Source organism: Bacillus timonensis (assembly GCF_004799755.1).
Classification (GTDB): domain Bacteria; phylum Bacillota; class Bacilli; order Bacillales; family Bacillaceae_L; genus Ferdinandcohnia; species Ferdinandcohnia timonensis_A.
Genome location: NZ_SLUB01000016.1, coordinates 18,161 through 43,323, shown reverse-complemented (window position 1 = coordinate 43,323; position 25,163 = coordinate 18,161). Strand labels below are relative to the sequence as shown.

Below are 25,163 nucleotides of genomic sequence, written 5' to 3'. Positions count from 1 at the left end.
GCTACTCATCACCTCTTTTAAATGCACCTGTCAATAACAAATAAATAATACTTATTACAAATATTAGAATTAAAAGCACTACACCAATTGCAGCTCCAAATCCCATGTCATTTTGTTGAATGCCCTGCTGATACAATAATCCAACAAGCGTCAATCCAATATTCCCTGGTGAATTGCCTTCCCAAATAACATAACTTTCTTCAAAAACTCTAAAACCACCAATAATACTTATAGTCGTTACAAAAATAATAATTGGTTTTAAAAATGGTAGTGTCACATTTCTAAACTTTTGAAATAAATTTGCCCCATCTATTTCAGCTGATTCATACAATTCCTTAGGAATGCTTTGTAAACCAGCCAAAAAATATAGGACATTGACTCCCATCCATCTCCAAGAAGCCATAATTACCATTAAAAACATTCCTGACCATGCGTTGTATTTCCAACTAACCGGGTCAACACCCAAAAAGCCTATTATTTGGTTCGCAATTGCATTTTCCGATTCTGCAAAAACTAATCTAAAAATAACACCAGCCACCACAATAGAGGTTAGCGCTGGAATAAATAATGCAGAACGAAAAAAAGTTTTGAACTTAACTAACTTAGAATCTAATAATATCGCTAAAATAATAGGTAACGTTACTAAGATTAAAACAGTTAGAATCGTATAGATTGTAGAATTGAATAATGCCTTGTAAAAAGCCTGATTAAAAATTCGTTCATAGTTCTGTAATCCTATAAATTCAATTTGTCCAGGTAGAATTCTTTGAAAACTCATCATAAAAGCTTGAATTGTCGGATATAAAGTAAGTATAGTAAAGGAAACGATAAATGGAAAAACAAAAATATATGGTACTACTTTTTTAGAATTTAAAAATTTCATTATTTTATTTTCTTTTTTAGGCATTTGTGTTGGGGTAAGATTTCTTTTGTTTTTGACATTTACTTCGTACATTTTTATCCCTTCTATCATGTTAAAATTAGATGTGTGGGCAGGATTAAATCCTGCCCACACAAACTATTATTTACTTCCCATTTTCTGTCTTATAGTATCTGCTGACTGCTTCAATGCTTCCTCTGGGGTAGCATTTTGTTCCCTAAGTACTCTATGCATGATATTAGAATCAATTTCTGATAAAACATCAGGTGTGTATTCAGATATCTTAATACCCGCAACATTATCTTTTACAGATAATAAGATGTCAAATATATCTTTATGGAAATATTGATAATACACATTATCCTCTTTCATTTGCGGATCTTCCCAGACATCCCAACGAGGAGGATCAAAACCTAACTCTGTCCATAACTTAATATTTCCTTCTTTAGATAACTTTGCGAAGTATAAAAATTCTTTTGCTAAGTCAATATGTTTTGATTGACTAGTAACAGCAGTACCTGTCCCACCCATTGTTGCTGATTGATAATCTGAATCAGACCATTTTGGCATTGGGCGAATTTGAACCTTTCCTTTTAGGTCAGGCATATAGGTTGTAAAATCTTTCATATAAAACATAGGAATAACTAAAGATGCTTGACCACCATCATTCATGAAGCCATAGAATTCTTCAGAATGATAACCTCCCCCTGGAGCAATTTCTGCAATTTTATGTTTATTAATTAAGTCATTAATAAACTCTAAAGTTTCAATATTTTCTTTGCTATCTAATGTTAATTCACCGTTTTCATCAAAAAAGTCTGATCCTCTTTGAGCAGCATATGGCCATATTCCGTACCAGTTATCAGCGATAGTAGTCATAGGTTTCCCTGTCACTTCCACCACTTTTTTTCCAGCTTCTATATAATCATCCCAAGTTTCAATTTCATCAATATTTACACCGGCTTCATCCATAATTTCCGTATTATAGTAAACAACCGAAGCACCTAAGTGAGTTGGAGCACCATAATAGTTTCCATCTTTCTCATAAATACTTACCCTTTCTGGGATAAATTTATCTAATTCAGGCTCGATTAAATCATTAAGTGGCTCTAATTGTATATCACCCTTTAAGAAGTTCGAAAATTTGGCCAACTCAATATCAACCAAATCGGGTGCACCTGAGCCTGATTGCAATGCCATCAATAAATTGTTGTGCATTTGATCAAACGGATAATTTTCAACAGTTAATTTAATTGGTTTATCTGGGTTTTGTTCATTCCATCTCTCAGCTGCATTTGCATAAAAATCAGCGTGTGTCCCTGCAAACGTCCAAAAACTTAATTCTGTAGCATCCTCGATATCAGAACCAGCGGTTTTTATATCATCAGAATTCGCTGGTTTTGCTTCGTTCTCTCCACTACACGCTGTTAGCAAAAATACAAAAGACAAAAGTAAAACACTAAAGAACGAAAGAAACTTCTTTTTCATAAATCATTCCCCCTTCAATTCCTTTGTTTAATGGATAAACTAAGTGGTCAAAAAATATATATTATTTTATTATCACTCCCTCCCCTTTATCATTTATTACAAATTAATTGTAATATTCAATCATTATTATGAAAACGCATTCAATCTTACCTATATTATAGGTTTCATATCCGTACATGTCAACTGAAAATATAGATTATCACAACCAAAACCTTAATTTCACAAATTATAGTACTATGTTGTACGTATATGTCAGATGCATATAACTTTAACTAACTTATTAATATTCGGAATAACTTTTTTGCTGTACAAGTTGTTTGTTATAACCAGATTTTTATATAAAAAATAACGAAGATCCTTGTTAGTTCTTCGTTATTTCCTTTGTTGAATTTCTATAAACTATTATAGGATCAAACAGTGTTGATTCGTCCGTGTAATTCTCATATGGTTTTTTTGTATTATTTATTAATTCTATAACTTTTTTAGCAGCCATTTCCCCTAGTTCACTTTTAGGATGTCTTACAGACGTTAATTTCACCTCAGATATATCGGCAAAAAATGAGTCATCAAAGCCTATAATGGATATGTCATCAGGTGCACGTAACCCTTTTTGTCTAAGTATATCTAGTAACTTCATGGCAAGTTCATCATTATAACAAACAATGCCAGTTGGAATATCCACTCTAGTACTTAAAATATTTTCTAACTCATCAACAGGTTTACTAAATTTCTCAATTGTTGTATACGTTACAACATTTTTCGGATTAATAGGAATTCCATTTGCACGGTGAGCCTTAAAATACCCTTTCATTCTTCTTAATCCTTGCAAATCATCGTTTTTAAAAAAGCCTAAAATATTTGTATGTCCTAAACTAATTAAATGTTCGGTCTGAATATATCCTCCCTTTTCATCATCCAAAACTACACTTATTGGTTCTAGCTCATCATAAGCTGCATTAATCATGACAAAAGGGATTTTTAAGGCTTCTAGATTTAAATAATAATTAATATTTGGGTTAGATATTGCACTTTTTGTGGGTTCTACTATAACACCATCAAATTTTTGAGTAATTATTGTTTCTAGTATTTTTCTTTCATTATTATGATCATTATTTGTACTAAAGAGACTCACTTGGTATCCTTCCTGACTTAGAATACTCTCAGCTCCACGAATAATTGAAGGGAAAATGTAGTCTGAAATGTATGTTACAATAATTGCTATACTCATATTATTTGTCATATTAGATGCACTAATTTTTTTTCCTTTTGTTTCTGAAACAAACGTGCCAGATCCCTGTTCCTTATATAGCCAGCCCTCACTTACCAGTTCCCCTAATGCTAATCTAACCGTATGTCTACTAACATTAAACTGTTCCATTAACTCACTTTCTGAATAAATCTTTTTATTTGGCACAAAAGTCCCATCTAAAATTTTGGACTTTATCCAATTTTTAATCGTGCCGTATTTTGTTTCAATCACACAATAACACTCCATCCGTACACTTGTAATACAATTGTTTGTCCAAGTATACTATCATATTAATTTCATTTATAAATCAGTATTAAAAACAAATAAAAACTGGGCTGTTTTGCCAGTTTATCTTTTAACTTATCTAGATCCTTCAAATTCATTTTAAAAATCTATAACCATATGCCATTCATCGACTAAAACCCGCTGGGTGTAGCGCTTACATTAATTGAAGTAAGTTTAAAAGACAGCATTGATAATAATAAATGTGCTTTTAATATTTGTTTTGTAAATAATTTTAATAAGTGAAACCGTTACATTGCTTGTACGTATAAGTTTCTTATAATTTGATAATAATACGAAACTTTCGTTTAATCAAGTAACCTCAAAAAGCGAGGTCACCTCCCTTAACCCTATACGACTTTTTTTCCACCTTTAGCCACAGGTTGTTTCACGGAACGAACTACTGACGGCAGTTTCCCTTACTTATCAAGTATATTAGTCATTTCAACATATGGCACAAAGGACATTGTGGTTCAAAAAGAGGGTTTTGGCTCTTGAATTTAGAAATTGGGGCTGAGAAGGATAAAGAAATTATTGGACTTGACTAGTTGGAGTGGGTAATTAATATCTCAGGAGGGCTTGGCAGAGGACTAATCTGTAGTTGATTTCCTGTTTAGTCCCTCATTCCCGTACGTAGAAGTGTTTTTCTATGTTCCTCATTCCTTCTTCTCCTGCTTCTTCTCCATCTTTTTGAAAGCCCGGATACACACTGACATGATAATTGCTGCAGTTAAACTACCACCGAAGAAAAAACCTAAGCCTGGAATGTATTTCACCACAAAAAACACCGTTACAAGGCTCACAATCATCACAAGATTCTCAAGCGGATTAATTAGCATCAACAAAAATGCGTTTTTAATAATATGTACTATCTTAAGCTCATAGTGGACGAATACCGGAAAAACATAGAGCAGCGTCAATACTACTAAAAACATAAACAAATAAATAGGGATTTGAATCACACTTAAATTTTTCACAAACATTAAATCGAGGATGACCAGGCTGCCTACTATTACAATAATCAATCCAAGTCCGTTACTTTTCAAAAATTCCGCTTTATATGTACTCCAAAAAGTATGAAAAACAGGAACATCAGTCTTGCCCATTAACCATTTGCGAACGACCGCAAACATCGCCATTGTTGCTGGAAAGAATCCTAAGACAATGAGGCCGACCAATGAGAAGCCAAGCCAAAGTAGGTTAATATATGCAAATTTTGAAATCCATAATGTAGCAGCATATGCCCGATTAGCTGTGTTGCTCATCAAATCCCCTCCAACATCATTCCATACACAAATATTATCTTAAAAAAATTTTATCATAATTACTCTTTAAAATCCTTTAATAGCTCGCTTAAAGTAATGAAGTGTATCCCCGGCTCTTTATCTCCTGAACTAGCATGCGAACGGCTTAACTGTTTGGGTCCTATTTCCATATCCGCATGAAAAATATCGGCTTCCTTTAGAAAAAGAATGAGACTAAGCTCATTCTCTTAATAGGCACCTCTGATAAAATCTTTAACATTTTCATGGTAAAAGCGTTGAATCTTTTCCATTTCTTCAGGTGAAAAAGGTTTTGTTTCCAATGTAGTTAAATTATCTTGAACCTGTTTGACATTTTTGAATCCAGGAATAATACAAGTAATCTCTTCGTGATCTAAAATCCAACGTAAGGCAGCACTTGCCATGGAGTTACGTCCTTCTGCAATCCATTTTAATTGGTCAGAGAGTTCCACTCCTTTTTTAAAACCAAGACCGGCAAATGTTTCACCAACATTAAACGCCTCTCCATTTTCGTTGAAGCGACGGTGATCATCTTCTTCAAAAACATGATTTGCTGTAAATTTACCAGTAAGTAACCCGCTTGCAAGTGGCAATCGGACAAGTAGGCCCACACCTTTTTTATAAGCCTCCGGAATTAAAGCTTCCAACGGCTTTTGACGGAACATATTAAAAATAATCTGAAGGCTCTTCACGTTCGGGTTTTCCAAGCAAATTAACCCTTCCTCAACAGTCTCCACACTTACACCATAGTGACGGATTTTCCCTTCACTTTGCAAACGATCTAGAACTTCAAACACACTGCCATCCCTTAAAATCTCGGTCGCTGGACAATGAATTTGATACAAGTCGATTGCTTCCCGGTTCAATCTTCGAAGACTATCTTCACAATAACGACTTACTTGTTCATAGCTGTAATTTTTCGGGTCAAAAATATCTCCTTGACGACAGAATTTTGTCGCGATATGTATGCGGTCTTCCTTACCCTTTGTTGCTTTAGCTAAGAGTTCTTCACTATGACCGGCACCATATACATCGGCTGTGTCAAAAAAGTTGACACCTTGATCAATTGCATATTCCAAAGATTTCAGTGACTCAGCGTCATTTTTCTTTCCCCACGCACCGCCAATTGCCCATGTTCCAAAGCTAACTTCACTAATCTCTAACCCAGTATTCCCTAGTTTACGATAGTTCACAGTTATCTCTCCTTAAAGAAACCCCACGGCGCTGTGGGGTTCATTTTATTTTCGAAATTCTCTCAATTGCTCATTGAGGGCCATAGTTTGTGTATAGACCTGTTGATATAGTACAAATAGTTTCTGATAAGCTTCCACGTTTTCTGGGATCGGTTCATATGTTTTTGAGGTTTGAAGAAATGTGTCAGCACACTCTTTTAATGATTCAAACCAGCCACTACCATATGCAGCAAGCATAGCTGCTCCCATTCCTGGACCTTGTTCAGATGATAACTTCTTTATTTTAGCATTAAAAATATCGGCTTGCATTTGCAGCCATGTTTCATTTTTTGCACCACCACCGATTGAAATGATGGTATCAATTGTTTTGCCACTGTTTCTAAATATCTCAATCGATTCGTTTAACGAAAAGGTAATACCTTCAAGAACTGCACGTGCAAAATGCTTTCGTTCATGAGCTGCATCAATGCCTATAAAACTGCCACGAATAGTTGAATCTGCATGTGGTGTCCGCTCGCCAACGATGTATGGAGTAAATAGTAATCCGTTGCTGCCCGCTGGCACTTCATCGATACCTTCTAAAAATTGATCAAATGCTTCTTCTTTTGCAAAAGTATCCTTGAACCAGCTTAGGCTATAGCCCGCGGCAAGCGTCACCCCCATCGTATAATACGTATTTTCTTCCCCATGGTTAAAATAGTGAACCTTCCCTTCAAAATCAAGGTCATTACGTTCTTCATAAGATAGCACAACACCAGATGTTCCAATGCTGCAAAGGGTTTTTCCTTCTGATAATATGCCTGAACCAATCGCACCACAAGCATTATCCGCACCGCCAGCAAAGACTTTAGTTTCACTAGATAGACCAGTTGCTTTTGCAAATTCAGTAGTAATCGTTCCTACAAATGCATGTGATTCCACTAATGGAGGACAGAATTCAGTGGATAGACCAAAAGTCTCTAACACTTCCTGACTCCATTCGCGTTTTGACACGTTCAACATCAATGTTCCAGCTGCATCAGAGTACTCCATATTTACGGCACCCGTAATTCGGTAGCGTAAATAATCCTTAGGGAGCATGAACACGCTAGAACGTTCAAAAATTTCAGGTTCATTCTCTTTTACCCACAGAATTTTCGGTAGCGTAAATCCTTCTAAGGCTGGATTCTTTGTTACCTCTAATAATCTTTCTTTGCCGAAAGTGTCATAGATTTCCTTACATTGCTTGGTTGTTCTTGTATCATTCCAAAGAATAGCATTTCGCAATACTTGGTTTTCTTCATCCAGTAGAACAAGTCCGTGCATCTGTCCGGAAAAACTAATACCCTCAATATCCATGATATCTCCATCAAATTGTTCAACAAGTTCCTTAAGACCGGCTGTTGTTTTTTCGACCCACTCCTCTGGACTTTGCTCACTATAACCAGATTTTTCAATAATAAGAGGATATGACTTCGATACCTCACCTGCCACTTCTCCATCTTGATTCACAAGTAATATCTTAACCGCACTTGTTCCGAGGTCCACACCGATTACATATTTCATACGAATCATCCTTTTCTATGAAAATGTGCTGGAGCAACATACATCCAGCACATTTTTAAGTCTATGAATTAAAGGGTCTCTAATAGATATTGATTTATTAATGCTTTTAAGCGCTCAGTTCTACCTGATGTATTTTTGATTTCTGTTAACCCAAGAGCATATGCTTCAAGCTCACGGAAATTTGTTTTTCCTTCAACGATATCTAAGCCGATACCCTTAGTATAACTGCTATAGCGCTCTTCAACAAAGCCATCAAGGACTTTATCTTCAATTAATTTATTCGCCACTTTTAATCCGATTGCAAATGCATCCATACCTGCGATATGTGCATGGAATAAGTCGTCCGTATCGAATGAGCCTCTTCTTACCTTCGCATCGAAGTTTAGACCACCCTTACCAAGACCACCATTTTTCAAGATTTCATACATAGCTAATGTATTTGAGTAAAGGTCTGTTGGGAATTCATCTGTATCCCAACCAAGTAATGTATCTCCTTGATTTGCGTCAACTGAACCGAGCATACCGTTGATACGTGCTGTTCTTAACTCATGTTCGAAAGTATGACCAGCAAGTGTTGCGTGGTTTGCTTCAATATTAAACTTGAAGTAATCGGTTAGGTCATACTTTTGCAAGAATGCTAGACCGGTTGCTACATCAAAGTCATACTGATGCTTTGTTGGCTCTTTTGGTTTTGGCTCGATTAAGAATGGTACATTTAATCCAATTTCCTTCGCATAGTCAACTGCCATGTGGAAGAAACGAGCTAAGTTATCCATCTCAAGCTTCATATCTGTATTTAATAATGTTTCGTAGCCTTCACGTCCGCCCCAGAATACATAGTTTTCAGCGCCAAGTTCTTTTGCGACTTCTAAGCCTTTTTTCACTTTCGCTGCAGAATAGGCAAACACATCAGCATTTGGAGAAGTTGCAGCACCATGTGTATAACGTGGATTTGTGAACATGTTTGCTGTATTCCAAAGTAATTTAACCTTGCTCGTTTTCATGTAATCCTTAATCATCGCTACAATGACATCAAGATTTTCATTTGTTTCCTTCAATGTGCTTCCTTCTGGTGAAATATCAACATCATGGAAAGCAAAGAACGGAACATCTAATTTTTCAAAAAGCTCAAATGATGCTTCAACGCGCGCCTTTGCTAAGTCTAATCCTTTTAAGTGATCCCATGGACGGATTGCAGTACCGACTCCAAATGGATCTGAACCATTAGCCGTAAATGTGTGCCAATAAGCTACTGAGAAACGAAGAAGCTCCTCCATTGTTTGACCATTGATTTTTTCTTCTGGATTGTAATATTTAAAAGCAAAAGGATTTGTTGATTTTGGTCCCTCGTATTGTATTTTGTTAACAGATTCGAAATAAGTCATCGGTGTTCCTCCTAGTTTTTTATAGTTTTTCGCCATGTAAATGCTTTCAAAATAGTATCGAAAGCTTATAATCTATAAGCTTTTTATACCCCAATTATAGCACCGTGTTTATAGTTTGTCTATAGGATAAACTAAGTTTAGGTTAAGTTTTTATTTTAGATTCTTTTAAAAAATTTATTTTAAGCTTTTTCCCTTAATTACTATAAGTCTACCATTTGTATACTCATCATACTAAGTTTTGTGATACAATTGAAAAAATAACGCATAAGGAGTTTTTTTTAGTGGGAACGATGACATGGAATCAACAGGTTGTGAAAAAAAATAATAAAGCACTCGTCTTGCAATTGATTATAGAAAAAGAGCCCATTTCGCGTGCAGACATCGCACAAGTTTCAGGCTTAAATAAAACAACTGTTTCTACATTAGTAACTGAATTATTAGAGGAAGATTTGATTTTCGAATCGGGTCCTGGGGCTTCAAGTGGTGGACGCCGCCCTGTGATTCTTCATTTTAATAAGGATGCGGGGTATGCGATCGGTGTTGATATCGGTGTAAATTATGTGCTATCTGTTCTCACTGACTTAAAAGGCAATATTCTAATTGAAAAAAATCAAACTGTAACGCGCACCTCATATGCAACCATTATGAGCATTGTCCAAGATATGATCCAGTCGTTAATGACTGAAATGCCTAAAAGCAGATATGGAATTGTTGGAATCGGGGTTGGTGTACCGGGAATTGTGAACAATGAGGGTGCCATCCTTCTTGCCCCAAACCTTGGTTGGAGCAATATCCAGTTTAAAGAGGACCTCGAAAAACTCTATAAGGTCCCTGTAATCATTGAGAACGAGGCAAATGCCGGAGCCGTCGGTGAACAGCAATTTGGTGCCGGACAGGACCAAGACAATATCCTTTATATTAGCGCAGGTATTGGAATCGGTGTTGGAATCTTTGTCAACAGAGCACTTTACAAGGGTAAAAGTGGATTCTCCGGCGAAATGGGTCATATGATTATTGATATGAACGGGAAACGTTGTAATTGCGGGAGCCGTGGCTGTTGGGAAGCATATGCATCAGAACAAGCCCTACTTGAAATGTCTGACTCAAGCGTTGAATCATTGGAAGAACTAATCCAATTAGCAATTAACGGCGATAAAAAAGCAAAAGAGCTGTTTGAAATGATTGGTAACTACCTAGGATTTGGTATTAATAATATCATTAACACGTTTAATCCAGAGCAAGTTATCATTGGAAACCGTCTTGCTTTAGCAAAAGAATGGATCGAAGAACCAATACGGAATACGATTGAAAAACACACACTCTCATACCATCAAAATAACCTGTTGCTTAACTTTTCAAAACTTGGAAAATACTCAACATCCCTTGGCGTCTCGGCCTTTGTCGTTGATAATTTTATCAAAGTATAGAGCCAGTAGTACATTAGCCTACCTTTTTCCCCCTGCTTCTATTATCAGCAGGGCTTTTTTTTATAAAAAAACCGACAGGCTAAACCTGTCGAATTCTTTTCTATTATTTATCACCATACGGATCAATCGTTTGGATCGTTCCGTCTTCATTGTATTTTAGTTCTGTGAATTTGACGCTCCGTTTATGATTTATCCCGTTTGATAAGGAAGAATCATGATAAAAAAGATACCATTTGTTTTTAAATTCAACGATTGAATGGTGAGTAGTCCAACCGATGACAGGTGTTAAAATTGTACCTTTAAATACAAATGGGCCCTGTGGGTTCTCGCTTACAGCATATACAATTTTATGCGTGGTGCCGGTTGAATATGAGAGATAGTAAAGTCCATTGTATTTATGAACCCATGGTCCTTCAAAATATCGACGGTCCTCGTCACCTGCTAAAATTGGATTCCCCTTATCATCGACGATTTTAATTTCCCTAGGCTCACTTTTAAAAGTAAGCATATCGTCTGTTAATTCAGCAACGATTGGTCCCAAAGCTGGTTCTGTTGGAGCTGGTCCTTCAGTAACTTCTGCTTTAAAAGTGCCAGTCTGCCATTTTTCTAATTGACCGCCCCAAAGCCCACCAAAGTACATATAAGCCCGACTATCATCGTCCACAAAAACAGCAGGGTCGATACTGAAGCTTCCTGTAATATAGCTTTCCTCAGGTGTAAAAGGACCTGCAGGACTTGAACCGGTTGCAACTCCGATTCGGAAAATGCCATCTTTATCGCGTGCCGGGAAGTAAAAATAATATTTACCGTTTTTATAGGCAGCATCCGGTGCCCACATTTGCTTACTTGCCCATGGCACATCCTTTACGTGAAGCACTTCCCCATGATCTACAACAGGGCCGTCTATATTCTCCATGGATAGAACATGGTAATCTTCCATTTTATATTGGTCCCCATTGTCATTTGAAGGTTCATCGTGTTCAAGGTCATGAGAAGGATAAATATAAAGCTTGCCTTCAAAAACATGCGCAGATGGATCTGCCGTAAAAATATGTGTAACGATTGGTTCATTTGGTTTTGTATTTTTCTCCATCATAACAGCCTCCAGTAACTTTTATGATACTTATACATTCATTATAATCATAATAGGCTGACTTTGTATAGTGGAACAACTAACTTTTCCCCAAAAAACAGTAGCTTTTCTCAAATACAAAAACTGTGAGGCTTGAAAACAGTATTTCATCCTTTTTGAACCCCTCGCTTTTTTTACTGTAATCTTTAGCAGTAAAGCGAAATATTATCCAGTTATTTGGAAATTATGGATACATTTATTATTTAATGTAAGGGAATGCTCGTATTGTAGCCATTTTAGGAGGAAGTTTTTTTAATGGAAATTGCTATTATGGGGGCTGGACTTTCAGGTTTAGCGTGTGCCATCACCCTTGAAAAGAACGGGATATCTCCAACCATTTTTGAGAAAAGAAGCAAAGTGGGAGACCGATTTGTCAATGGCGAAGTCTTACTAGACATCTTTACTCGACCCGTCCAGGATTGCATAGCCTCCTTGTCAGATGAGTACGGCATTTACCTTAAACCAACATCAAGCATTCAGAAAATGGAGCTTTACTCAAAAAATGAAGAGGCAGTCATCGAAGGGCATCTTGGGTTCACAAATATTCGTGGCAGAGAAGAGGATTCCTTTGAATCGCAATTAGGGCAACAAACCAAAACGCAGATTCATTTCAACTCAAATAAAACGTATGAAGATTTGCTTAGTGAATATACTCATGTGGTGTTGGCGACTGGAGATGGCGCTTATGCAAAGGAGACTAAAAATTTCAGAAAAGATTTGTCTGTATCTATAAAAGGCGCAACCGTTGAAGGTTCTTTTGACCGTTATACAGTCATGGCTTGGATTGATTATTACATCTCTCCCTACGGGTATTGCTTCCTTATCCCATACTCTGAAAAAGAAGCATGCATTTCGATAGCTATACCAGATTTACCTGAGAACAAAGATGTAAATATCGGTCAGCTATGGGAAGTGTTTTACCATAAAGTTCGCTCACAACTCAAACAGGAATTACCCATTACAGATCAGTTCCAAATTACAAATTATCTCATGGGAATCTGTCATTCTCCCCGAATAGGCAATACCTTCTATGTTGGGAATAATTTTGGTACAATGATGCCTTTTATGGGATTTGGCCAATATGCATCGATTGTGAGTGGAGTTTATGCTGCCTATGATTTATGCGGGTTGGGTGATTATCATACATTAATGGAACCACTTCGTCAAAGCTACGAAGATGCCCTTGTGTTAAGACGAACAATGGAGCATTTATCCAATGAAGGACTAGATCGAATGATTCGTTCCTTACAAGGATACTGGGGTGAAACCTTATTTCTTACAAAAACAATTAATCCGATTAGAGTAGCAAGCTATCTACTTCGGCCATATATAAAAATGAAAAAAGGGGTGACTTCCTAATGAATGACCCAAAACCAATATCCTTAACTGCTTCAGAACTAGGCTATCTTTGGACTGGCTACTCGATTAATGAAATGTCAATGTGGTACCTAATCATGTTTCAAAAACATTCGAAAGATGAAGATATTAAAAATATATATGATTATGCCCTTGAGAACACGACTAAAATGCTTCAAACCAGAAAAGAGATCCTTAGTAACGAAGACTATCCAGTCCCTGTCGGCTTTTCTGAATCGGACATTAATAAAAACTCTTCTTCTTTATTTTCTGATCGCTTTTTGTTAATTTATCTACATAAAGCCACTAGGCTCGGTCTTGAATTCCATTCAAAAGCACTATCTTTATCCACTAGGGCTGATGTCCGTAAATATAATATGGAATGTTTACAGTCTGCGATAAGTCTATATGAAAGAGTGGTCAATCTTCTTCTAACAAAAGGAATATATTGGCGAACACCACATTTACCTCCACCAACGTCGCCAGAGCATATTCAGAAAAGCAGTTATCTAAATGGATGGTTTGGAAGTATCCGTCCGATGAACAGTATGGAGATTGCCAATTTATATTCAATCATCGACTTACTCAACATAACGGAAACCCTCTTTATAGGTTTTGCTCAAACCACAGAATCCGAAGAAGTTGTTGATCTTATTTCGGATGGAGTCACGGTTGTCAAAAAACAAAGCAATGCTTTATGTGGCTTATTAGTCGAAGAACACTTACCAAACCCACCTGTTTATTCTGCAGAAATAACAGGTACTAAGAAAAGAGTTTTCTCTGACCGAATCATCGTTACCCATATGGCTGGTTTATTTGGAAGTCTTTTATCCCTTTATGGATATTCACTTGGGTCTGTTATGAAGCATGATTTACTTGCAGCCTATATTGCTCAAATCGCCAAAGCAGGCGCATTTTCTGAAAAGGTTACGAAATTCCTAATAAAAAAAGAATGGTTGGAAAAAGTACCTGGAGCTATTCAGCGAGAACTATAATATATATGCTTCTATCAAAGAGCCCAATTGAGTTTGGGCCTATTTTTTTAAATGTGAATTCCAAAAAAATTGGACCTCTACTATTTATAACCCTCGTAAAATACTTTTTCTACAATCCCCTAGTTTTCTAGTATAGAATGATGAATAAACACAGAGTTAATAACGGTTAAAATAATATTAAGAAAATCTTAAGATATTTTGATATGGAATGTTAAGATTTACCGGTTATGATAGAAACAATGAAAGCGGAATAGAAGGTTGGGGGAACAATGGATCATTATTTTGTACTAGTTGTTGATGATGAAAAAGAAATTCGGGATGCGATTGAGATTTACTTAAAAAATGAAGGAATTACCGTGTTGAAAGCGAAGGATGGAATCGAAGCATTGGAGATTTTACATGAAAACCAGGTTCATCTGATTATTTTAGATGTGATGATGCCTAAACTGGATGGGATTTCGGCAACTTTTAAAATCCGTGAAACGAATAATATTCCTATCATCATTTTAAGTGCAAAAAGTGAAGATACCGATAAAATTCTGGGTCTACAGGTTGGCGCTGATGATTATGTGACAAAGCCGTTCAACCCAATGGAATTAGTTGCACGTGTAAAATCACAGTTGAGGCGATATGTCACGTTTGGGACTTATGAAGGTGCCAACAAAGTGATTGACCTTAATGGTTTGACACTCGACAAGAATGCAAAAGAAGTAGCGGTTCACGGCGAGCATGTAAAGCTAACCCCGATCGAATATAAAATCGTTGAATTGCTTATGACCAATGCTGGTCGAGTGTTCTCAATTACTGAAATTTATGAACGGGTATGGAAGGAACCAAGCTATAACGCGGAAAATACCGTTGCAGTCCACATCCGGAAAATTCGCGAAAAAATTGAAATTGATGCGAAAAATCCTAGATATTTAAAGGTGGTATGGGGCATTGGCTACAAAATGGAAAGGTAAAATTACGATTGGTTTGATTGGCCTTTTATTTACGTTTGGGCTAGGTGGGTTCTTGTCTGTAATCGCCAATGGCAGCGATTATATCTATCAAGATTATTTTCACACTCCTTACTTCCAAGAAGAACTAGGACAGTTCGCTGGTTATGTGAGCATGTATGAGCTTTTTGATTTGACAGAAGAGGAAGCTAAAGATTCGATAGTCGTGACAGAAGATGAAATAAATGAGCATCGCTATCGTTATGGCGACCTACCTCAACAAATTGAGAACATCAACTTACAATACGAAGAGCGAATTCAGGATGCCTTGAACGCGAACTACCAAGACATTGCTGATACATACATAACTGAACGAGATCAAAAGATTGAAGACATTACGAAGAATTTCAAAAGCGACAACTATGTGAAAAATAAGATTATCAAGGAAAAAGAAAAAAAGGTCGAGGAATTTTACAAAGCAAAAGATGGATACAAATCTCAATATGAAACTTTTAAAAAGAAGTTTCTCTATTATTTCAAAAACCCTACAACACGCCAAATTTATACAAATATTAAACGAACTAATGAGGATTCAATCGAAACCGCTATGACCGAAGAAAGCACTTATTTTTTAAAGGATTACACCATAACAAGGGAAGATTTTATTCATCTTGGTCCCTATCCTGATTCCGAATTGCTAGAGTCGATTATTCCTGCTGATATTGGAATCCTTGAAGGTAAAATTGCAGTATCAACAACTCTTGCTGCTTCCAATCCATTGATGATTCAATATAACACCTTTAAACAAAGTCAATTGATTTTACTAGTGACTGGATTAGCAAGCATTCTATCATTCCTTATTTGCTTTATCCTTGGTAAAAAGGTGCAAGCAGTTCGAACTGAAATTGAAAAATGGAGACCTTATTACAATAAGCTCCCTATTGATTCACGTGTAATCTTTTTTATACTTACAGGCTTAATCTCGATTTTCTGTGTGTTTTTTGCTGTGAGTGAGTTTTATTATGTATTGATAAATCTTTACAATGCAGTCGAGCCAAGTGTGGCTCTCATCATAGGATCATGTTTTGTAGGACTGACTTATCTACAAGGAAAATATCTTTTGACAGAATTAAAGGATTGGCAAAACGTAAAAACCGAATGGGAAAATGGCCTTGTCAGCAAAGCAAAAAAAGAGATTATCGTCCTTTTTAAAAAAGGAAAGCAACGCCTTAAGGACGCATTTTTAAATCAAAGTACTGGGACACAGTTTTTTGTCATACTCGTCATTATCTTTGGTTTAGGTTTTGGAGTTGTTTTCATTCTTCTAAAACCTGTTTTTATCCTTTTTTATGTTCTGTTTCTTGCGGTTGTAGGAATTCCTCTTCTCATAACCCTAGTAAAAAAATTGGGATATTTTAATAAAATTGTCGAGAAGACAAATGAACTAGCCGCCGGAAAATTAGGCGAGGATTTACCTGTCAATGGGAAATCTGTGTTTGAAACGCTAGCAAGTAATATTAATTTGTTAAAGCATGGTGTCAAAACGTCTCAAAATGAACAAGCAAAAAGCGAACGATTAAAGACAGAACTCATTACGAATGTAAGTCATGATCTCCGTACCCCGCTAACATCGATTATTACGTATACGGAGTTAATGAAAACTCAAAATCTATCGGATGATGACCGCGCAGCCTATCTTGAAATCATTGACCGTAAATCAAAACGTTTAAAGGTGCTCATCGATGATTTGTTTGAAGTCTCAAAGATGGCTAGCGGAAATATTGAATTAAACTTGGAAAAGGTTGACCTCGTTCAACTTTTACAACAAGCGCTAGCTGAACATGATGATACGATAAACGCATCCAACCTACAATTCCGTGTGACAAACAGCGAGAAACCACTCTACGCACTTGTGGACGGACAAAAAATGTGGCGTGTATTTGATAACTTACTGGGAAACATCTTTAAATATTCACTTGAACATTCACGTGTCTATATTTCAACAGACAGAATTGAAGAACAAGCCATTATTACGTTTAAAAATGTATCAAAATACGAATTAAGTGAAAATAGCGACGAGCTTTTCGAACGTTTCAAACGAGGTGACACCTCACGTCACACGGACGGCTCTGGACTGGGGCTCGCCATTGCCCAATCCATCGTCGACCTTCACCACGGAACTCTCGAAATCGAAACAGACGGCGACCTATTCAAAGTCAAAATCACATTGGCGCTTATGTAATGGGACAGAGGGACAGGTTCATTGTCCCACGCGGAACAAATCCTCTCCTTCGTCTCAAACCACAAGGGAGTGTATTTCTATGGAATTTTCAAAGATGTATCATGAATACCATTCTCGGCTATTTCGAATTAGTTATTCCATCACGAGGGATATCCATCTAGCGGAAGATGTGGTTCATGAAACATTTATTAAAGCGATCAATAAAATAGATACAATCGAAGACGAAAGTAAAATGGGAGCCTGGTTGTCCACCATTGCAACAAGAACAGCGATAGATTTTGTCCGGGTGGAAAGAAATAAGAAAGGGACCCCAATGGACCACGAATTAATCGACTGTCTAGGGAAAACAATGAAACAAAATGTGGAGGAAGAAGTTGAAACGAACATTGTAATGGAGCAAATCCATCAAGCCACCCGTAAGCTGAAACAAGAATATCAGGACGTACTCACTCTAAAAATATGGCATGGTTTAAAAGAAAGCCAAATTGCCCACAGCCTTAACCTTAAGCCATGCACGGTTAAAACAAGAGTCTACCGGGCGAGGAAGGAATTGAGGGGATTTCTGGGTCAGGGGGATGAGGCCATCATTCCTCCCCTTACCTAAAAAGGTCAGACGCAACAATAGCACTGATCTTTATTAGTGTCGAAAGGATGGATACTTTCCCTCGGAAGTCGTGCCGACTGACTGGTCCTCTGACCCTAAAAAACCCCCTTACACGTGGTAAGAGGGCTCTTTTCGATCTATTTATTAATATACGTCACGTAGGTAACGTCCTTCTGTTTTCATGTCTTTTAAATACGCTTCTGCTGCTTCTCGGTCCAAACCGCCTTCTTGTTCAATTAAAGTAAGAAGGGCTTCATTCACATCTTTTGCCATATGGTCTTTATCTCCACACACATAGAAATAAGCACCATTGTCAATCCATTCGAATAATTCCTTGCTGTGCTCAAGCATCTTATGCTGCACATATACTTTTTGATCTGAATCACGAGAAAATGCAGCATCAAGTTTGGTTAGAATGCCGTCTTGTTGGTATTTTTTCAATTCATCTTGATATAAGAAGTCAGTCGCTTCATGCTGGTCTCCGAAGAATAACCAAGAACGACCTGTCGCTTTCTTTATAGCAAGTTCTTCAATAAATGAACGGAATGGTGCAATACCAGTTCCAGGTCCAACCATAATCACATCTTTATCAAGAGTCTCAGGTAAATGAAAGTGCTTATTGATCTGAACAAATACTGGAAGTGTATCACCTTCCTGTACACGCTCCGCACATTGAACGGAGCAGACTCCCTTGCGTTCACGTCCATGCGCTGTATAACGCACAGCACCGATTGTTAAATGAACCTCATCAGGATGTGCAGCTAAACTACTTGCAATGGAATAAAGTCTTGGTATCATTTTTCGTAATAAAGCAACAATCTCTTGCGCTGGAACCTTCCACGGACCAAAATCACGTAACATATCAAGTAGGTCACGTCCATCGCAATATTCTTTAACCGCTGCTGGGTCTTCGACAAGATTGTGAAGTTTCTCGTTGTCTGTGAAGTCTGCTGCAGTTTGTAAAATCTTCCTTGAAAGTAATGTAATATCAAGATACGTTTCCAGTGCTTCTTTCAGTGGCATGGACTCGCCTTGACGACCAACAGTTACAATTTCCTCTGCATCCCACTTCATTTCTTCAAGTATGGCTGCAACTAATTCTGGATCATTGCTAGGCGCAATTCCAAGGGTATCACCAGGAATGTACGAAAATCCTGATCCTTCTAATGATAATTCAATATGTCTGGTTTCCTTATTTGAACCTTCTCCATTCAAGTTTATGTTCTTTAGAACCTTTGCAGGAAATGGATTTGTTCTAGAATATGTTGCAGGAACTGGCTTTTTCGGATTTTTTTCATTATCTATAGTTCGTTGCATTTTTTAACCCTCCAACAATGATATATATAATAAGAATAACACATGTACAAGTTATCTAGCGTGTATTTTAGCACACTATTGACATTTATTTATCATTTAACAATAAAAATCTCGTCGCAAAATATACTACAATACCCAATATATGTTACAACAAAAAAGGAACGAAATCCATTTGGATCCGTTCCGTAAGTTTATCTACAAAAGTCAAATTTTTTTTACGCAGTTTTTCTAGTACTTTCTCCAAACTTTTCAATTTCCTCTAATGTACGACCTCGTGTTTCAGGAACGCGTGTCCGAATAAATATTACACCAAGTAAACAAATTGCACCAAAGATTGCAAAAACAGCTTCCTGAGACATTGAAGCGGTCATGATTGGGAATAGCAATCCAACTAAGAAGGACCCTATCCAGTTAAAGGATGAAGCCAATCCTGATGCACGTCCACGAATCATCAATGGGAATATTTCTCCGACAATGACCCATGTTAAAGGTGCCCATGTGAATGAATAAAAGGCTACATAAATACTTAAAAACACAACGATCATCATTGGATCCGCATTTGGAATGATTAGATTCAAAATGGCAGGTAAAATAAACGACAACCCCATAACTGTTCCGCCCAATGTAAGTAAAGTACGGCGATTAAATTTATCTGCAATCAATAGGAATAGCAATGAACCTATTACTAAAATAATTCCTTGAATAATTGGCCACATCAACGCTGAACTAGCTGCATTACCAGTCGCTTTTTCAACAATCAAAGGAATGTAATAAAAAATTGCGTTAGCTCCTTGGAATTGTTGAAAAGCAGCAACACCGACCCCTGCAATGACTAAATATCGGTATTTACTATTAAGTAATGAACTCCACGATACATTTTGACCTGCATATCTTTCTTCTTTTATAGTATCTTGAATTTGTTTAACTTCAGTATCAATTTGGTTTTTAGGACGAATGAAGCTTAACACTTTACGTGCTTCTTCAAGTCTATTATTCTTTATTAAAAATCTTGGTGATTCAGGTAGCTTTAATACTCCAATAAATAAAATTATAGCTGGAACCGCTGCCAACGTAAGCATTAAACGCCATGCCATTGTTGTAGGTAATCCACTTAATAAATAATCAACAATGTACGAAAGTAGCATTCCGGAAACAATCATTGTTTGATTTATACCTGACAAACGTCCTCGCAAACGAGCAGGAGCCATTTCCGACATATACGCAGGAACCAAAGCGGAAGCAGCACCAACGGCCATTCCTAAGAAAACCCGAACAACAATCAAAAATATATTTCCATTGTGAGGAGCTATACCTGACAAAATAGAACCAATCGCAAAAATGATAGCTGATAGTAAGATCATCTTGCGTCGTCCTAACTTATCAGAAAGCTGACCGGCCATAGCACCCCCAAAAATTGCACCAAACATAATGGAAGAAGTTATCCACCCAATAACTGCAGCGTTTTCAAGCCCCCAATCCTGTTGCAGGAAAGGTAAAGCCCCCGTCATAACCCCAATATCGTATCCAAACAAAATTCCGCCAAAAGCTCCGAAAAAGTAAATGAAACCGCTTGAAACTTTCTTTTTATTAATCATGTTGCTCACCTCAAGATGTAGAATAATATTTTTTAATTTATTGCCAAAATATTGATAGCCCTTTCAAATGACTTTGAAAGTGTTTTCAAAACATATATACTAGTATACCATGTTGTTTAGCTGATGTTGCTAAAAAATCTACCTATCCTCCGAGGAAATAGAACTTCCCCGAAGGATAAAGACATTACTTAATTACGACATATTCTAAATCAACTAGTTTTGCATATGCCACAATTTGTTCTGTTGTTAGATTCAATGAAACAACTGTATGGTGACCGCCACCATTCTCAATCCATGCTTGAACCCCTTCTTGGAAGTTCGGCTTAACCTCCCATAGCACACGTGCTACTGGAAGATTTGGAGCTGGAACAGCAGGTTCAAACGCAGAAACTTCGTTGATTAGAAGTTTAAAATGAGTACCAAAGTCAGCCATGGAAACAACTACACCCTCTCCAGCTTTACCATCAAACACTAAGCGAGCTGGATCTTCACGATCACCAATACCTAATGGAGATACAATGATTTTTGGTTTATTACTTGCTAATGTTGGGTCGACCTCAAGCATATGAGATTGTAGGATTGATTCCTGTCCTGCAGCAAGTTCGTATGTGTAATCTTCCATAAAACCAGTAGATTGGTTATGACTCATCACTTTGAGCAAGCGATCGAGCGCCGCTGTCTTCCAATCTCCTTCACCAGCAAATCCATACCCTTGTGCCATTAATCGTTGAACTGCTAGACCAGGTAGCTGTTTCATTCCATATAAATCTTCAAAATTTGTTGTGAAGGCATTGTACCCTCCTTCATCAAGGAAACGTTTAATCGCAATTTCATAACTTGCTTGTACTTTTACACTAGCTTCCCAAGCTTCCTTACTATAAGTACCATAATCAAATTCATAAAGCTCCTCATATTCCGCAAACAAATCATTAATTTCCTCTTCCGTAACGGCATTCACATATTGAACAAGATCCCCGATACCGAAATAATCAACAGTCCATCCAAATTGAATTTGTGCTTCAATCTTATCTCCATCCGTTACTGCAACATTACGCATGTTATCACCGAAACGAGCGACCTTAATATTGAAGCTTTCATTATACGCAACCGCTACGTCCATCCAGTCGGCAATCTGTCTCTGTACTTCTGCGCGTTGCCAGTAACCAACAACTACTTTATTTTGTTTCTTTAAACGAGCATTGATAAAACCATATTCACGATCTCCATGGGCTGCTTGGTTTAGATTCATAAAATCCATATCAATCGTCGCCCAAGGAATACTTTCATTGTATTGAGTTGCTAAATGTAGTAATGGTTTTTGCAATAACTTTGTACCGCGAATCCACATTTTTGCTGGTGAGAACGTATGCATCCACGTGATGACACCTGCAACCTCATCACGATAGTTTACCTCTTTCATGATGTTTGTAATTTTATCTGCACTAACTGCTAAATCTTGTAATACGAGTTTATATGGTAGGACTCCGCTTTCATTTAATGCATTGGTCATCTCTTGCGCATGCGCTTTCACTTCGGCTAACGCTTCTTCTCCATATAAATGTTGTGAACCAACAACAAACCAAAATTCTTTTTTCATGATAAGAAACCTCTTTTCCTTGATTAATAGTTTTCTATTATTTTTGACCGTAATAGGCATTTTTCCCGTGCTTGCGCAAATAGTGTTTATCTAAAACACGTTGTGGCAGAAGTGGAGCAAAATGATTTAATTCTCTTGCGAATAAATTCATTTTTGCTACTTCATCTAAAACCACACTATTCATTACAGCAGATTTTACGTCCTTGCCCCATGTAAATGGACCATGACCTTGGAGTAAGACACCTGGAACTGCTAAAACATCTAACCCACGCTCTTCAAAAGTTTCGATAATGACATGACCCGTCTGCGCTTCGTACCCCTGATCAATCTCCTCTTGTGTTAGGAAACGAGCACATGGTATAGATCCATAGAATGTATCTGCATGAGTGGTCCCCATCGCTGGAACATCAAGGCCTGCTTGAGCCCAAATCGTTGCCCATGTTGAATGTGTATGCACAATTCCACCGATTTCTGAGTAATGTTTATAAAGCACTGCGTGTGTCTGTGTATCTGAAGAGGGGTTCAACTCCCCTTCTACAATATTCCCTTCAAAGTCAACAACGACCATATCACTTGGCTTCATCGTCTCATAATCGACACCACTAGGTTTGATAACAAATAAACCTCTTTCACGATCAACGGCACTTGCATTTCCCCATGTGAATTTCACAAGACCGTGCTTAGGTAAGTCCAAATTCGCTTGATAAACTTCTTCTTTAAGTTGCTCTAGCACGTCATAACCCCTCTCGTTTTTTGTTTATATTAGTAAATGTTCTACAGCAGACTTTTCAATCATTAACCCTTTTTTGTAACGTTCGATAAATTCCTCAAATCCTTTAACGTCGTACCCATCGGGATAAATTTCTTGTCCATCTACATCTACAAACACTTTTTTATCGAGGAAATCTTCTAGGCTTTCAGCTTGATTCTTGTTCGTCATGTAAGATGCTAAGATAGCCATTCCCCACGCACCACCTTCTCCAGCTGTAGCCATTACTGAAACTGGAGTATTCATTGCAGCAGCCACAATCTTTTGCCCAACTATTGGTGTTTTAAATAAACCCCCATGAGCTAAAATGCTGTCAATTGTTACGTTTTCTTCCTTTATTAAAATATCCATTCCCATTTTTAAAGCACCGAAAGCGGTAAAAAGATGTGTCCTCATAAAGTTAGCTAAGTTAAAATTACTTTCAGGTGACCGTACAAATAGTGGTCGACCTTCTTCTATTCCAGTAATATTTTCACCTGAAAAATACCCGTAGCTTAGTAAGCCTCCACCATCTGGATCTGCTTCTAAAGCTTTATTTAACATCACTTCAAATAATTTATCCGTATCAACCTTCTGTCCCATCGCTTCCGAAAATTCCCTGAACAATCCGAGCCAAGCATTGATGTCACTTGAACAATTATTTGCATGCACCATTGCAACTGGACTTCCATTTGGTGTGGTGACCAAATCAATTTCTGGATGTACCTTCGATAGTTCCTTTTCCAATACAATCATTGCAAAAACAGAGGTTCCTACAGATACGTTTCCTGTGCGTTTTCTAACACTATTCGTAGCAACCATCCCTGTTCCTGCATCACCCTCTGGTGGACAAAGTGTAATACCAGGTTGTAAATTCAGAGACCGATCGAGGATTTTTGCTCCTACTTCCGACAATTTCCCCGCTTGTTCTCCTGATTTATATACTTTTGGAAGAATATCTTTTAGCTTCCATGGGTAACCTTTACTTTCTATTAGTTCGTCAAACTGTTTAAGCATCAATTCATGATAATCTTGTGTAGCTTCATCAATCGGAAACATACCAGAAGCATCTCCTATGCCTATAGCTTTGTTTCCAGTCAGTAACCAATGAATGTAGCCCGCTAAAGTTGTAATGAAATTTATTCGTGGTACATGTTTCTCTTCGTTTAATATTGCTTGATATAGATGAGCAATACTCCACCTTTCAGGGATATTGAAATTAAATTTCTGGGTTAATTCTCTTGCCGCAACACCTGTTGTTGCGTTACGCCAAGTCCGAAACGGAACAAGTAATTCACCCGTCTCATCAAATGCCATATACCCGTGCATCATTGCAGAAAATCCAATCGAACCAACCGTTCGAATGGTAATTCCATAATTTCGTTCAACTTCCTGTTTCATTTCACTATAAGCTGTTTGTAATCCAGTAATAATATCAACTAAGTTGTACGTCCAAAATCCATTTTCGAGACGGTTTTCCCACTCGTAACTTCCAGATGCGATTGTCTCAAAATGATCATCAACCAACACTGCTTTAATTCTCGTGGAACCGAACTCAATTCCAAGTGATGTTTTCCCCTCAGTAATTGCTTGTTTTATGTCTACTCGATTTGACACCATCTTAACATCCCTCCCTGGTAACGGTTTCTTTTTATCATAAGGATGCGCTTTCCTATTTGCTATAGCATTTACGATTAGTATATTTTTTGTGCGTACATTTGTCAATCAAAATATAATTTATACAAACAACTTTCAAATTTAACATTCAATGCATCTCCAAAATATGTCGAATCTTAAAAAAACTTTAATCTTCGCCTAGAACTTTGATGATTTTACTGTAATTTGTCTAAAATACATTTTAAAAGTATCATCAAAATTAAAAACATGATAAAATATGTCCATACAAA

19 protein-coding genes are annotated in these 25,163 nt (G+C 37.2%); 6 read left to right on the top strand and 13 right to left on the bottom strand.

From position 1 onward, the window contains the following. Position 1 precedes the first annotated feature (1 nt). The 7 genes from E1I69_RS10920 to xylA form a co-directional block, all read right to left on the bottom strand. Positions 2 to 955: a carbohydrate ABC transporter permease gene (locus E1I69_RS10920; protein ID WP_242634578.1), complete on the bottom strand. Its 954-nt coding sequence runs from the start codon at positions 953 to 955 to the stop codon at positions 2 to 4. Positions 956 to 1,021: 66 nt separating this feature from the next. Next, a complete protein-coding gene (locus tag E1I69_RS10915) occupies positions 1,022 to 2,368 on the bottom strand; it encodes an ABC transporter substrate-binding protein (RefSeq protein WP_136379646.1) in 1,347 nt (448 codons plus the stop codon). Positions 2,369 to 2,729: 361 nt separating this feature from the next. Further along, complete coding sequence (locus tag E1I69_RS10910) at positions 2,730 to 3,845, bottom strand: GntR family transcriptional regulator (protein ID WP_136379675.1); 1,116 nt, start codon at positions 3,843 to 3,845, stop codon at positions 2,730 to 2,732. Between the two features lie 710 nt (positions 3,846 to 4,555). Next, positions 4,556 to 5,164: a YesL family protein gene (locus tag E1I69_RS10905; RefSeq protein ID WP_136379645.1), complete on the bottom strand. Its 609-nt coding sequence runs from the start codon at positions 5,162 to 5,164 to the stop codon at positions 4,556 to 4,558. A gap of 227 nt (positions 5,165 to 5,391) precedes the next feature. Then, positions 5,392 to 6,375, bottom strand: a complete 984-nt coding sequence (locus E1I69_RS10900; RefSeq protein WP_136379644.1) for an aldo/keto reductase — start codon at positions 6,373 to 6,375, stop codon at positions 5,392 to 5,394. Between the two features lie 45 nt (positions 6,376 to 6,420). Next, entirely contained in the window at positions 6,421 to 7,920 is a 1,500-nt protein-coding gene (xylB, locus tag E1I69_RS10895) for a xylulokinase (RefSeq protein WP_136379643.1), read from the bottom strand. A gap of 68 nt (positions 7,921 to 7,988) precedes the next feature. Beyond that, on the bottom strand, positions 7,989 to 9,305 hold the full coding sequence (gene xylA, locus E1I69_RS10890; RefSeq protein ID WP_136379642.1) for a xylose isomerase: 1,317 nt from the start codon (positions 9,303 to 9,305) through the stop codon (positions 7,989 to 7,991). Positions 9,306 to 9,595: 290 nt separating this feature from the next. Between xylA and E1I69_RS10885 the strand changes: the two genes are divergently transcribed. Further along, a complete protein-coding gene (locus E1I69_RS10885; protein ID WP_165439159.1) occupies positions 9,596 to 10,732 on the top strand; it encodes an ROK family transcriptional regulator in 1,137 nt (378 codons plus the stop codon). A gap of 103 nt (positions 10,733 to 10,835) precedes the next feature. Here the strand turns inward: E1I69_RS10885 and E1I69_RS10880 are convergent, their stop codons facing one another. Further along, entirely contained in the window at positions 10,836 to 11,825 is a 990-nt protein-coding gene (locus E1I69_RS10880; RefSeq protein ID WP_207308536.1) for a glycoside hydrolase family 43 protein, read from the bottom strand. Positions 11,826 to 12,119: 294 nt separating this feature from the next. Here E1I69_RS10880 and E1I69_RS10875 point away from each other — a divergent pair, with 294 nt between their 5' ends. The 5 genes from E1I69_RS10875 to E1I69_RS10855 all read left to right on the top strand — a co-directional run bounded on the left by E1I69_RS10875 (position 12,120) and on the right by E1I69_RS10855 (position 17,999). Next, the gene (locus tag E1I69_RS10875; protein WP_136379639.1) at positions 12,120 to 13,223 is read left to right on the top strand and encodes an NAD(P)/FAD-dependent oxidoreductase; all 1,104 of its coding nucleotides are present in this window, start codon (positions 12,120 to 12,122) and stop codon (positions 13,221 to 13,223) included. Next, on the top strand, positions 13,223 to 14,215 hold the full coding sequence (locus tag E1I69_RS10870; RefSeq protein WP_136379638.1) for a DUF3231 family protein: 993 nt from the start codon (positions 13,223 to 13,225) through the stop codon (positions 14,213 to 14,215). Before E1I69_RS10875 ends, E1I69_RS10870 begins: the two co-directional genes overlap by 1 nt. A 269-nt stretch (positions 14,216 to 14,484) precedes the next feature. Continuing rightward, positions 14,485 to 15,177 carry a response regulator transcription factor gene (locus tag E1I69_RS10865; protein ID WP_136379637.1) on the top strand — a complete coding sequence of 231 codons (693 nt, stop codon included), beginning with the start codon at positions 14,485 to 14,487 and terminating at the stop codon, positions 15,175 to 15,177. Next, positions 15,155 to 17,395, top strand: coding sequence for a sensor histidine kinase (locus E1I69_RS10860; protein WP_136379636.1), 2,241 nt, complete (start codon positions 15,155 to 15,157; stop codon positions 17,393 to 17,395). The genes E1I69_RS10865 and E1I69_RS10860 overlap by 23 nt, the downstream gene beginning before the upstream one ends. 79 nt (positions 17,396 to 17,474) lie before the next feature. After that, entirely contained in the window at positions 17,475 to 17,999 is a 525-nt protein-coding gene (locus E1I69_RS10855) for an RNA polymerase sigma factor (protein WP_136379635.1), read from the top strand. A 144-nt stretch (positions 18,000 to 18,143) separates the two neighbouring features. Here E1I69_RS10855 and E1I69_RS10850 read toward each other — a convergent pair whose 3' ends face one another. From E1I69_RS10850 to E1I69_RS10830, 5 genes are all read right to left on the bottom strand, one after another. After that, a complete protein-coding gene (locus tag E1I69_RS10850; RefSeq protein WP_136379634.1) occupies positions 18,144 to 19,316 on the bottom strand; it encodes a diflavin oxidoreductase in 1,173 nt (390 codons plus the stop codon). Positions 19,317 to 19,531: 215 nt separating this feature from the next. Beyond that, the gene (locus tag E1I69_RS10845) at positions 19,532 to 20,911 is read right to left on the bottom strand and encodes a sugar porter family MFS transporter (protein ID WP_136379633.1); all 1,380 of its coding nucleotides are present in this window, start codon (positions 20,909 to 20,911) and stop codon (positions 19,532 to 19,534) included. Positions 20,912 to 21,095: 184 nt separating this feature from the next. Further along, the gene (araA, locus tag E1I69_RS10840; RefSeq protein ID WP_136379632.1) at positions 21,096 to 22,508 is read right to left on the bottom strand and encodes an L-arabinose isomerase; all 1,413 of its coding nucleotides are present in this window, start codon (positions 22,506 to 22,508) and stop codon (positions 21,096 to 21,098) included. A gap of 37 nt (positions 22,509 to 22,545) precedes the next feature. Next, complete coding sequence (locus E1I69_RS10835) at positions 22,546 to 23,241, bottom strand: L-ribulose-5-phosphate 4-epimerase (RefSeq protein ID WP_136379631.1); 696 nt, start codon at positions 23,239 to 23,241, stop codon at positions 22,546 to 22,548. Positions 23,242 to 23,265: 24 nt separating this feature from the next. Further along, a complete protein-coding gene (locus tag E1I69_RS10830; protein ID WP_136379630.1) occupies positions 23,266 to 24,876 on the bottom strand; it encodes a xylulokinase in 1,611 nt (536 codons plus the stop codon). Positions 24,877 to 25,163: the final 287 nt, after the last annotated feature.